Source organism: Vibrio sp. Vb339, from assembly GCF_902751245.1.
GTDB lineage: Bacteria > Pseudomonadota > Gammaproteobacteria > Enterobacterales > Vibrionaceae > Vibrio > Vibrio coralliirubri.
This window is the reverse complement of record NZ_CADDIS010000001.1, coordinates 1,583,623-1,596,298: the sequence shown is the minus strand read 5'-3', so window position 1 is coordinate 1,596,298 and position 12,676 is coordinate 1,583,623. Positions and strand designations below refer to the sequence as shown.

The window sequence follows — 12,676 nt, the reverse complement described above, 5'->3', positions numbered from 1 at the left end:
AGTCAGGCCAACACCCAAACCAAAGCAGCAAACGAACTTAGACAAGTGATTTAACCCATTTTTGAAAACATGTTATTTGAGCGTGTTTTCAAAACCGAGCTAGAACACTGAGCTTTCAATAGGAGTGGTTATGTACCAGCAACGGATTGTTATAGATGGATTGCAATACTGCAATTGGAACAGAGAATATTTCCAAACACTAAAGGCGAGCGGCATTACAGCAGTTCACGCTACCGCGGTTTACCACGAGACAGCTCGTGAAACCTTATCTCGCTTTGCTGAGTGGAATTTAAGATTCGAGCAGAATGCAGACATTATCATGCCGATTCATTCAATGGCGGATGTTGAAACTGCAAAAGCGACCGGCAAAGTCGGCATTTTCCTTGGTGCTCAAAACTGTTCTCCAATCGATGATGAGATTGGTCTTATCGAAGTGATGCGCAAGCAAGGTCTTTTGATCATGCAGCTTACTTACAACAACCAGAGCTTATTGGCGACGGGTTGTTACGAGAAGAACGACACCGGTATCACACGTTTCGGTAAGCAAGCGATCGAAGAGATGAACCGAGTGGGGATGATCATCGATATGTCTCACAGTGCGGAGCGTTCAACGCTTGAAGCGATTGACCTGTCTTCTCGTCCTATTTGTATCAGCCATGCGAACCCAACGTTTGCTCATGATGCACTACGAAACAAGTCAAATGATGTGATTAAAGCTCTAACCGCACGCGGCGGCTTAATCGGATTCAGCTTATACCCATTTCACTTACCAAACGGCAGCCAATGTACGTTGGAAGACTTCTGCCAGATGGTTGCGACTACGGCTGACATGGTCGGCGTAGAGCACCTAGGAATTGGCAGTGACCTATGCTTAAACCAGCCTCAAGCGGTTCTAGAGTGGATGCGAAATGGTCGTTGGTCGAAGGCAATGGACTACGGCGAAGGTTCTGCAAACAACTCAGGTTGGCCAGATGCACTGCCTTGGTTCTGTGGTAGTTCGGGTATGGAAAATATTTATAACGGATTGATGCGTCATGGTTTCAGTGAGTCTGAAGCTGGGCAAGTCTTGGGAGAAAACTGGTTTAACTTCTTGAAAGATGGCCTAGAGCCGCAAAGCAAGGGTTAAGCGTTTCTCACTAGTCATCATCTAATAGGCAGCCTGTTAACAGACGTTCATTTAGTCAGTGCTGCTTTAATCAAATTCATTATTTAAAAGGAACAACGGTCTATTTCGCAACGCGGTAACCCAAACATGGATTAGCCTGCCCAACACAAAAATAATAGGGCGGGTGTTAAATACACCCTTGTAGTCATCATTCAAATGACAGCTGCAAAGAAACCTCTGGAGTCAGAGTATGTCTGATTTAACCAATAGCGTGAAATCTTCAAACGTAAATGCGGGTCAAGCACACACAACAAGTAATAAAACAAGTAACACAAACCAGTCTGAATCAACTTCAGACAAATTAGGACTTACCAACCCAGCACTATGGTACAGCGGCGGTTTTATCGCTCTGTTCGTAACGCTTGCTTTATTTGATGGCGAGCTGCTATCAAGCCTAGTAAACACAGGCTTTGCTTGGTCGGTAAAAGTATTCGGTCCTTATTGGCAAATGCTTCTTCTTCTGACTTTTCTTATTGGTCTTGGCCTGGCGGCAGGGCGAACAGGCAAGGTTATCCTAGGTGGTATTGCTAAACCTGAAATGGATGGCTTCCGTTGGATGGCTATCATCTTCTGTACGCTACTTGCGGGTGGCGGTGTATTTTGGGCGGCAGCAGAGCCTATCGCACACTACGTTAATCCACCACCGTTATATGGTGCTCAAGAGAACGCACAGCAAGGTGCAGTGAACGCGTTATCGCAGTCATTCATGCACTGGGGCTTCCTAGCGTGGGCAATTGTGGGCAGCTTAACGTCTATCGTAGTTATGCACCTTCACTATGACAAAGGCTTACCGCTTAAACCTCGTATTCTGCTTTACCCTGTATTAGGTGAAAGAGCACTGAAAGGCCATACAGGCGCACTGATTGATGCATGTTGTATTGTCGCTGTAGCGGCGGGCACCATCGGTCCTATCGGCTTCTTGGGCTTGCAAGTGAGCTACGCGCTGAACGAACTGTTTGGTATTCCAGATGGCTTCACAACACAGCTGATCATCATCTTGTTCGCTATCGTTCTTTACACACTGTCGGCATTAAGTGGTCTTAACCGCGGAATGCAAATGCTAAGCCGTTACAACGTAATTTTGGCGATGGCATTGATGGTTTACATCCTTATCTTTGGCCCAACGAACTTCATCTTCAATGGCTACATCCAAGGTGTAGGCAGCATGATTGATAACTTCATCCCGATGGCAACATACCGTGGTGACGAAGGTTGGTTGAGCTGGTGGACAGTATTCTTCTGGGGTTGGTTCTTAGGTTACGGCCCAATGATGGCAATCTTCATCGCACGTATTTCACGCGGTCGTAGTATTCGCCAATTGGTATCAACCATTAGCTTGATTGCACCGTTTGTTACTTGCTTCTGGTTCACGATTGTTGGCGGCTCTGGTCTTGCGTTCGAAATCGCAGATCCAGGCAGTGTAAGTAAAGCGTTTGAAGGTTTTAACTTACCAGGTGCGCTACTGGCGGTAACTCAGCAGCTACCAATGCCAATGCTTATCTCAATTCTGTTCTTGATCTTAACCACGATCTTCATCGTAACGACCGGTGACTCAATGACTTACACCATCAGTGTGGTGATCAGTGGTGAGACAGAGCCGAATGCAATTATTCGTACCTTCTGGGGTGTGATGATGGGGGTAACAGCGTTAATTCTGATTTCCCTAGGTTCTGGCGGTATTTCAGCGCTGCAATCCTTCATTGTTATTACCGCGGTACCGGTGTCCTTAATCTTGCTGCCATCACTTTGGAATGCGCCTCAAATCGCAATCAAGATGGCAAAAGATCAAGGTTTTTAGAGAGCAGGGTTTTTAAACAAAAGGGCTCTGTAAAACAAGAACGAATCAGCCTTTGAAAGAAGGCTGATGCAAGATTCCGAAAGGAACAGAAAAACCGTACTGGTGAAGATACATCGGGCGGCACGTATTTAGGTCAATCGATCTAGTCAGGACAAATAATAAGGGGTGAGATCGCTTGCCCCAAATAACGTGAAAGCTAACCAACACACTGTAACAACGAATGCTTCAAATGATGGCAACGATCGGTTCTGAATGGCTAGCAAAATCCTATAACTATAAGGTGGTGAGCAAATGGATGCACATCGTTCTACCTACACTGAATCAGCACTACGTGACGCGACTGTCGTCATGGCACCGGAAAGGCTAGGTGCAATGCACCAAACACGTATCAGCTTCGTTAGAACTCTGATTCGTAAAATGGCGCAGCAAGAATGGAAAGTGACGAAACATGAATGGCAATTAGACGCTCAAGGTTTTGGTCATGTTATCTATAAGCTTGCGACGCCAAACCATGTTTATCATTTGGTTGTTTTCTGCGATGAGATTGCAGATGACGAACGAAATGACCGTGTAATTGCTGAAAAGTGGGACGTAACGTTTGCGCTTGTTCTTGGTGATGTTGATGTCGCCCTACTTGAAAGACTTCGTGCGAATGTACCGCTTCAAGAAGCAGGCCGTAATCCAAATAACGTGCTTGTGTTGGCGCGTGCAAATAAAAGTGTACGTGTGTTTGAACATATCGTTAGTCACTTGGCTAAAGGTGTTCAACCAACGCCAAAAGAGCTGGCTGAAGTGGGTTACATCCTGCGAACGACAGCGGTATACGGTAATGGAAAATTTGGTATTGCTGACTTTAAAATCTTAGAGAAAAATGAAGATTTTAATCAGTCGTTTAGTGCGCAAATGTGTGCGGTTTATATGCTGCGTGAGTTCAGCCTAGATTGGGTTCATTACCTAGCCGAGCAACAGGGCGGTGAACAAGCAATCACTTTACACAGAGGATTACAGCGTTACCTTGGTGTTGGTAATGCGACTGGTTTAGGCATGGCGCCATACCTTATTAACCACCCAAGTATTGTTGATCAATGGATGACAACACGTGAGCATGCATTGGCGGACGTGTTGGCTAGTCAGACTGATGCGGCGTTGATCGAGCCACTACGTACATACGTTAAAAAAGCGATTTGTCATTTAGAACAAGTTGTTACCATCAATGAAAACCAACAAGAGCTGAACAAAGCCGCTGTTGATGAGTTGAAACACGCAGAACAGTCACTAGAAGCTTCTGTGAACCATTGCGAGACATGGGCGCAGTTAGTTGAACAATCTAAGCACATGAGTATGGAAGCCCAAGAAATTCTTATCTCATGCTTGATGGAATTGTACCCAGAATTAGTGGACGCCCATCAAGAGCAAATGAATTGTAGCGAAACACTGTCGCTTCCTAGTGGCAAAAAGATCCAAGACCTATTGGTTGTGTTAGAAGAAAAGTACCGTTGGGCGATCACGACTGACTTTACGAAAGCAGAAAACAACTACTGGTTCTGGTATCGCTCTCAGGACAAAGAAGAGCCAAGACTCGGTGTTCGAGGCGAGGAACTAGGCGAAGAGCGTGAACTGCCGTTAGATATCGGCCGTCAAGCTTACCGCTTGTACCATGCTTTATTGCAATTCGCGCCAGAGCTTTCATTGGCTGAATTCCTTGTTAAGCAGCCACAACACCGTGCAATTGCACGCCGTGTATGGACGTTAGGCAACAAAGCAATGGGCGACATTCAAATGAATGTGTTGCACCAAGATTCGCCACCAATGCACTTACTGCGTTGTAAGCTAGCAATGTTTGGTGCGACTAAGTTTGATCCTCGCTCAGACCGTTGGGTTCGAGTGACGTTTTTTCAAGGCGCACCGCTGCTTGATGAAATTCATCAGGACGAATGGGTGTTCCCAATCTTACCAAGTGAAGCGGAGATCGCTGACTCAAATAAAGTTCCTACACATATCAACGCTCAACATGGAGGTAAATCGTTATGATCGTTTCTCACAATGAACTGGTAGCGGCCGTTAATAAAGCCTTTTTGGGTATGCGTCGTACATGTGGTGAAGCCGATGTGATAGCGAACATGGTGGCAGATTTACAAATGGTTGGCTTGGATGGTGTTCGTCATTTTAACAACGCGAGCAACTTTATGGGGCTAGAAGACGATTGCCCTGTAGACATCCAAGTGACAAGCGACAACACAGTTGAAGTGGACCTGCATAAGGCGAGCTTAGCGTGTCATCTTCCTGTGGTGATGGATTATGCCATTGAAAAGATGGTCGGCAAAAAGACACTGAAAATCGAGCTAAATAACTGCCATAACCGCTGGTTAGCGTACAGTGAGCTTGTGAAACTCGCAGCGAAAGGCATCGCGTGTACCGCACGTTGGGATAACGGCTCAAATCCTAAGAGTACTTTGTATGTGCTTAACCGTGGTTGCGTTGCACCAGAACTGTTTTTATCAGATTCGCCACTGACATCGGACGAACATATCCACAATATGACCATCGAACTTTCCGTCCAGGATTTCGATATCGAACGTTTGTCAGATGGCTACCAAACACACATTGAGTCACAAGCGCTTTTTAAAACTCAAGAGAAAGCGTGGAACGATGGCATTGAAGTTGATGAGGCAGAGTGGGGCGCGTTGAAAGAAACCGCAACGGCCATTCTTGTCGAAAGCAGCCAGCGTTCGATTCAAGGTGCAGGGGAGCTAACGACTTCATAATTTAGTGCTTAGTGCATTGATAGCATTATTGATAACACACGCTACAACAGATAAAACCAAAGAGCTTAACGTATCCTCACCTCGTTAAGCTCTTTTTATTTGTGTTCTACTTTTGTTCTTCCTCTCAATAGATCACACCTAAACTCTCTGTTTTGACACAAGTTGTTACGCGTTGAAGGTAAATTAAGCAATTAGATGAAGCACCTTCACAATCATGTTAAACAAACGGTTTCATTTACAAGCTAGTATGCGTATCTTGCTAAGTCAGGTGCCAAAGGGCGCCATTTTTATTCGTACCGATGACTTTAGAATCAGATAAAAAAGGAATGAAGCGTGCAAGCTAACTTTATTGATGGAACCACCCTGTATCGTCAGCACTCTTTCGAGTTGCCACTTGATTATCAAGCCAAAGATGGACAACAGATCCAAGTCTTCGCACGTGAGCTGGTTGATCTCGCTAAAGATGATCAAGAGCTGCCGTGGTTGATCTACTTTCAGGGCGGCCCAGGTTTTCCTTCTCCACGCGTGAGTGGTCAATCGGGTTGGCTAAAGCGTGCATTACAAAACTACCGTGTTCTGCTTCTAGACCAACGTGGTACAGGCAACAGCACGGTTATCAGCCATGAAACCTTGGCGCATTTGTCTCCAGAACAACAAGTTGAGTACTTAACGCATTTCAGAGCGGACAACATCGTTCGTGATGCGGAAGCGATTCGTGAGCAGTTCGGTATTAAGCAATGGTCGACGATTGGTCAAAGCTTTGGTGGCTTCTGCACACTGAGCTATTTGTCACTGTTTCCACAGAGCTTGCAACGTTGCTACGTGACGGGCGGTATTCCGTCTATCGAGCGAGAAGCTGACGATGTTTATCGTGCGACATATAAGCGTGTGGAAGACAAAAACAGAGCCTTCTTTGCTCAGTTCCCACAAGCGCAAGCCACGTGCCGCGAGATCTCTGATTACCTGCTTAACAACGACGTAAGACTGCCAAACGGACAGGTGTTCACGGTTGAGCAATTTCAACTTATTGGCATTAACCTTGGTGGCGGTGAAGCGAACCTTCCTATGTACTTCACTCTGGAAAGTGCTTTTGTTGAAGTGAACGGCAACAGACAGCTGAGCTACAGCTTCCTAAACCAAATGCAGCAAGAGCAGGGTTACTTAACTAACCCAATTTACGCAATCTTGCATGAATCGATTTACTGTCAAGGTACAGCGTCTAACTGGTCTGCACATCGAGTTCGTGAGCAGTACCCACACTTCAACTACCAATCGGGCAGTGAGTTCTGGTTTACCGGAGAAATGGTCTACCCATGGATGTTCGATCAACTAGAAACGTTGAAGCCATTGCGTGAAGCAGCCAATCTATTAGCTGAAAAAGCCGATTGGGGTACTTTGTACAACGCTGAGCAGCTGAGCAAGAATACGGTTCCGATGGCGTGTGCGGTTTACGCAGATGACATGTACGTAGAGCTGGATTACAGCCGCGAAACACTGGCTAATATTCCAAACTCGAAAGCGTGGATTACCAACGAGTATGAGCACAATGGTTTGAGAGTGGATGGTGAACGAATCGTCGATAAGCTAATGGCGATGGTTGATGCATTAGAAAACTTGCCAAAATAATCAACTTCTCTGCGTAGGTTATCTAGGTTAGAAGCTATCTACGTTAGAAGCTCTTTACGTTAGAGACAAGGCACGCCAGAAACAAGAAAACGCTGCATCCGTGCAGCGTTTTTTTTATGCCATCGAACTATTCGATTTAAGGAACTAGGAGGGGTAGCCCTTGAAGCCATTAAGGTTGGATGACGATATCTTGATTTTCAGTGGTCGATAAGCTGGCGCGGTTCTGTTCGATAAGCTGAGCCGCATAAGAGGGAGTCACAGCTTGAATTTCGCCTTTTGAACGAATCGTTAATGCTTCCCACGCATGATCACGGTATTTGCCTGTCTGTGTATATTCAATAAGTACTCTCATGATTCTTCCATCCGATGTGTGGTTAACGTGCTACTAACATTAGCGCCATTATTGTGGTTACACACCTGTTAAAAATGGAACATAAGATTAACCAAATGAGAATGCGTGTAACTTGAAAAACAGACCTAATTGCACTTATCTTACTTAACCGTATTTGTCGCAATTAACAGCATTTATCGTAACCAACCTTACTTATCGTAAATAACGGCCATAAAAAAACGCTGCACGATGGCAGCGTTAAAGTTGAGATAGGTTGAAGATTGCTTAGCTGTTTTCTAAGCCAACAATCTTGCGTGCAGACATCACTGCACTATCCAAATCGGTCAATCTACCAGCACTTGCTGGACCAAGAACTGATGAATACAAAGCCAACTGCTTCTCAAATGATAAATCTAATTGGTTATATAGATTTTGGCGGATTTGAGCGTGTTGCTGTGGCTTTGCGCTCGATAGGCCTTCCAACGTATCGTAGATGAGTGTAGTTGTATCCATAACTGTCCTTAGTACATCTTTAGAAAATTTTGCATATTATGCACTTGGTGTCATCTTTGTTCTGCGAGATTGATCGCATTATGTGCAGCTCTGCTTAATTGTGTAATCAGTTAGTTACAATTGTGTTGTGCGGCAAAGTATCGAAAACTTGGGTTTGGGCAAAAGAAAAGGAGACACTGTGGTCTCCTTTTGGTTTGTTAGGCAAAGATAAAAGGTACGTGCTGTTCGCTGCGTATTGAGCCAATCGGCTACGCACAGCTACAGCGTCTATCGTATGTTAATGTTCTTATCTCGATTTTCGTACATTTCAGGCGTGGTGTGTAATCCGCCCGCATAACCTGCTGCTTCAAGTGTTTCTCGTACCTCTCTAACATGCTCAGCCGTGACCGGTTCATTTCGGTCGCCAAGGTTTAAACGCACAAACGTGATTAACTCAGCTAAGCGTTGATCCGACAATACATCTTCAAAACTTGCCATCGGCATGAAGTTTCGGTCTTTGTCGAGATAGGTGGGTTGCAAGCCACGTACGGTTACCGCAATGGTGTTGAATGGGTCGCTGTGCATGATAATACCGTTATTCAACAGAGTCGGCGCGATTGGGTCACGACCTTTACCATCGTCGCCATGACACGCCCCACAAGTTTGACGATACGTGGTGTAGATTTCACTGGCATACGCAGCTTCATCAAACCCTTTAGGCTGTAACTGAACGGCATCACTGGCAATGGTGTTGTTGGTATCCCCACTCAGTAGGTAATAGGACATCGACTCAATATCTTCACGTGTCATCAAACTTAGGCTGTTTTTCACTACATCAGCCATACCCGCAAAAGCGGTGCCTTTGTCTGAATGTCCGGTGTGTAAAAAGTCGGTAAGTGTTGCTTCATCCCAACCATCGACATAGAGCTCATTAGCTGTGATATCAGGCGCGTTCCAACCGTCAATCAAGTTACCTTGGAAAATACGTTCTGGTATCAGTGCTTGGGCAATGTTTCGTGGCGTATGGCACTCCGAACAGTGACCAAGTCCTGCGACCCAATATTTGCCTTGCTGCCACTTATCGACATTCTCAATTTCTCCTTTAAGCTCTTCTGGTACTTCGTAATCAATAGGGTCGGTATCCATGAATACGATGTTCCAGCCAAGCAAACCTAAGCGAATATTGGATGGAAACATCATGCTGTTGTCATCATTGCGTCGCGGCACGGCGGTGATTGACTGCATGTATTCCCATAAATCCACCATGTCTTGGTCGGTCAGGTATTGATAAGAGGTGTAAGGCATTGCAGGGTACAGGTAACCATTCTTGCCTTTACCTGCGACTAACGCCGCTCGGAAATCATCGAAGTCATAAGTCCCAATACCTTCGGTGGTGTGTGGCGTTATGTTGGTTGAATACACGGTGCCGAAGGGGGTAACAAAGGGCAGGCCGCCAGCAAAGGGTTCGCCACCTTCTGCACTATGACAAGCCACACAGTCACCAGCGTAAGCGAGATATTCTCCGCGCTCAAAAGATGATGCTTTCAAACTTGCGAGCCTTTGTTGCTCCACTTCACCAGCGTGTCGGATATAAGCCCCAAGCGCGAGTATCTCGTTCTCACTGAGCTGCACATCAAACGCAGGCATTAGGTTGTTCAAACCGTAATTGATGGTGTGCTGAATCTCTTCAATACTGCCGCCATGAAGCCAGATGTCGTCTGAGAGATCAGGTACGCCAATCGCTGGGTTCGCAACAGAACCATCAGCGTGACAAGACGAGCAGTATTTTACAAACAGCTCTTTGCCGACTTTAACTTTTACTTCTGGAACATCGGTATGGCGTTGGTTGAGAGACGCTAGGTAGTAAGAAACCTTAGCCACTTCGTCGGGGCGCATGATTTCGCTCCAACCTGGCATAGCACCGTTCCGACCTTTGGCGATCGAATGAATCACAGCTTCATCACTGCCCCCATAGAGCCACTCTTGGTCTATCAGGTTAGGAAAGTGCTTTTGTCCCTGAGCATTATCTCGGTGACAAGCGGCACAGTGAGTTTGGAACAGAATCTTACCGCTGTTCACGATCTCTGGGACGGCAGCTAATCCTTCTAACGTGGTTTCACTGGTTTGTGCAAATTGCTCATTGAGAGTGGTGGATGGTGAGCTGAGCTTATCGTCGCTTTGTTCCCAATCGACTAAGCCTTCCCATTCGCCAAGCCCAGGGTAGAGCACCAAATAGCCTGCAGATAAAAGAAATGCGACCGCATAGCTGACAAATAACAGCTTAGGTGGAGGCGCATCTTTCTCTTCAATCCCATCAAAGGTGCCAATGGTGTGGTCGTGATCGGCCTTATGATTGCTACGCCAATATTTAACGATAACCGATACCATCAGAACAAAGAATATTAAGGTTAAGAGTACCGCCCATAGATTCCAGAATGTGCTCATTTTGATACCTCCTGTGACGTATCTTTACCTAGGCTTTGTAAATAGCGAATCAGCGCTTCACCTTTGGTTTTGCCTCTTACTTGCAAACGGGCGTCACCAATTTCTTGATCGGTATAAGGCACTCCTAAGGTACGTAACACTTCCATTTTGGCGGTAATATCATCGCCAGTCAGAGTCTGCTCAAATAGCCACGGGTAAGAGGGCATGATCGAGGTCGGTACGACTTTTCGAGGATCAATCAAGTGAATAACATGCCACTGGTCAGAATACTTTCTACCTAAGTTAGTGAGGTCAGGGCCAGTACGTTTAGAGCCCCACAAATTAGGAAACTCATAGATATCGTCTGCTTCTTGGTTCGGGCGACCATTACGTTTCACCTCTGGCTCTAGAGGGCGAACCATTTGTGTATGGCACACATGACAGCCTTCACTGATGTAAATGTCTCGTCCTGCTAACTCAAGAGGTGTGAGTGGCATCGCTAAACTGCCTTTGGCAATGTCGTCTCCGCGGACAATACTGGGCACAACCCAAACCAACAGAGAGAAGGAAGCGACGACAACAGTGGTCAAAATTAAAATGACGATTGAATGTGTAAAGTCTTTACTCATCATTTAAGCCCCCTCATTAACGGCGTGTTTAGCGTTATGTACTACTGGCATACGAACGGTTTTAAATAAGTTAAATGCCATTAGGAATAAACCCAGAACAAACAGCGCACCACCAAAGAATCGTAAGAACAACCAAGGTGCTTTAAAGTCCATAGCCTCTACAAAGCTGTATATCAGTTCGCCATTTTCATTTTGGGCGAGCCACATATAACCTTCACCGATACCCGCGACCCAAAGCGCAATCGCATAAATGGCGACGCCGGCATGAGCAAGCCAGAAGTGCCACTTAATCAGTCGTCGTGACCAAAGATCGGTTTGGCCCCACAGGCGCGGAATGAAGTAGTAAAAAACAGCTATCCCTGACATTCCAACCCACCCGAGTGCTGCGGAATGTACGTGGCCGATGATCCATTCGGTGTTGTGTGCCACCATGTTGAACCAGCGAATAGCAAGTAGCGGGCCTTCGAATGTTGCCAAGCAGTAGTAAAGAATCGCTGAGAAAAAGAATAAAAGAATGTAGTCGGACTTCAGCTTTTCTTTGTTTTGAAGAAGGGTCATTGCGCTATTAAACGCACCCGCCCAAGAAGGGAGCCACAGGATCAATGACATCACGATGCCGATGTTCTGAATCCAGATAGGAACGGAAGAGTAAACCAAATGGTGCGTTCCGGCCCACGTGTAAAAACCGACCAAGCCCCAGAAATGGATCACAGACAAACGGTACGAGTAGATAGGTCGATCCGCCGCTTTAGGTATGAAATAGTAGTTCATACCAATCACACCAGCGGTCAGCAAGAAGCCGACAGCATTATGTCCCCACCACCATTGAACAATCGCATCTTGAGCGCCTGCAAACACAGAGTAAGACTTCATCGCCAACACAGGCATCGCAAGGTTGTTCACGATGAAAATCATTGCAACGACGATGATGAAAGCAGCAAAGAACCAATTAGCCACGAAGATATGGCTGACCTTACGCATTGCAAGGGTGCCAAAGAACAACACCGCATACAGCACCCAAACCAACACAATCATTAAGTCGATTGGCCATTCAAGCTCCGCATACTCTTTTGAGGTAGTGTGGCCTGCGGGTAAGGAAATGACCGCAAGTAACAGGATGAATTGCCAGCCCCAAAATACCATCCATGAAAGGCTTTTATTGAACAAGTCGCAATGGCCTGTTCGCTGGGCAATATACAAAGACGTCCCCATCAAGATATTCACGACGAAGCCGTAAATTACTCCAGAGGTATGTAGCGGGCGCAGTCGACCAAATTGGAAATATTGAGAATCAAAGTTTAAGACTGGCCAATATAATTGCGCGGCGAGAATCACGCCGATGATCATACCTACAATCGCCCACACTAAGGATGCGATGATGAAGTACTTCACGACCTTAATGCTGTATTGCGTTGTCACTTGTTCCATAACAAGGCTCCTTGCCTA

General features: G+C 46.0%; 9 protein-coding genes and 1 pseudogene. 5 read left to right on the top strand and 5 right to left on the bottom strand.

Annotated elements, in window-relative coordinates:
• The first annotated feature begins 130 nt into the window (after nucleotides 1–130).
• The 5 genes and pseudogenes from HRQ85_RS06955 (at nucleotide 131) to HRQ85_RS06935 (ending at nucleotide 7,354) form a co-directional block, all read left to right on the top strand.
• The gene (locus tag HRQ85_RS06955) at nucleotides 131–1,126 is read left to right on the top strand and encodes a membrane dipeptidase (RefSeq protein WP_048608578.1); all 996 of its coding nucleotides are present in this window, start codon (nucleotides 131–133) and stop codon (nucleotides 1,124–1,126) included.
• 229 nt (nucleotides 1,127–1,355) lie between these two features.
• Complete coding sequence (locus HRQ85_RS06950; protein ID WP_172379133.1) at nucleotides 1,356–2,963, top strand: BCCT family transporter; 1,608 nt, start codon at nucleotides 1,356–1,358, stop codon at nucleotides 2,961–2,963.
• Nucleotides 2,964–3,192: 229 nt separating this feature from the next.
• A pseudogene (locus HRQ85_RS06945) lies at nucleotides 3,193–4,994 on the top strand (hypothetical protein).
• On the top strand, nucleotides 4,991–5,728 hold the full coding sequence (locus HRQ85_RS06940; RefSeq protein ID WP_172379131.1) for a DUF3726 domain-containing protein: 738 nt from the start codon (nucleotides 4,991–4,993) through the stop codon (nucleotides 5,726–5,728). The pseudogene HRQ85_RS06945 and the gene HRQ85_RS06940 overlap by 4 nt, the downstream one beginning before the upstream one ends.
• Before the next feature lie 333 nt (nucleotides 5,729–6,061).
• The gene (locus HRQ85_RS06935) at nucleotides 6,062–7,354 is read left to right on the top strand and encodes an alpha/beta fold hydrolase (protein ID WP_172379130.1); all 1,293 of its coding nucleotides are present in this window, start codon (nucleotides 6,062–6,064) and stop codon (nucleotides 7,352–7,354) included.
• Between the two features lie 169 nt (nucleotides 7,355–7,523).
• Here HRQ85_RS06935 and HRQ85_RS06930 read toward each other — a convergent pair whose 3' ends face one another.
• From HRQ85_RS06930 to ccoN, 5 genes are all read right to left on the bottom strand, one after another.
• Nucleotides 7,524–7,706 (bottom strand): hypothetical protein, encoded by a 183-nt coding sequence (locus tag HRQ85_RS06930; RefSeq protein WP_004730424.1) that lies wholly within the window; start codon nucleotides 7,704–7,706, stop codon nucleotides 7,524–7,526.
• 264 nt (nucleotides 7,707–7,970) lie between these two features.
• Entirely contained in the window at nucleotides 7,971–8,198 is a 228-nt protein-coding gene (locus HRQ85_RS06925; RefSeq protein ID WP_004730426.1) for a PAS factor family protein, read from the bottom strand.
• Nucleotides 8,199–8,465: 267 nt separating this feature from the next.
• Nucleotides 8,466–10,622 (bottom strand): cytochrome c, encoded by a 2,157-nt coding sequence (locus HRQ85_RS06920; RefSeq protein WP_172379129.1) that lies wholly within the window; start codon nucleotides 10,620–10,622, stop codon nucleotides 8,466–8,468.
• Entirely contained in the window at nucleotides 10,619–11,233 is a 615-nt protein-coding gene (locus HRQ85_RS06915) for a cbb3-type cytochrome c oxidase subunit II (RefSeq protein WP_172379128.1), read from the bottom strand. Before HRQ85_RS06915 ends, HRQ85_RS06920 begins: the two co-directional genes overlap by 4 nt.
• Nucleotides 11,234–12,658 (bottom strand): cytochrome-c oxidase, cbb3-type subunit I, encoded by a 1,425-nt coding sequence (ccoN, locus tag HRQ85_RS06910; RefSeq protein WP_172379127.1) that lies wholly within the window; start codon nucleotides 12,656–12,658, stop codon nucleotides 11,234–11,236. It abuts the gene before it with no gap.
• Between the last annotated feature and the right edge of the window lie 18 nt (nucleotides 12,659–12,676).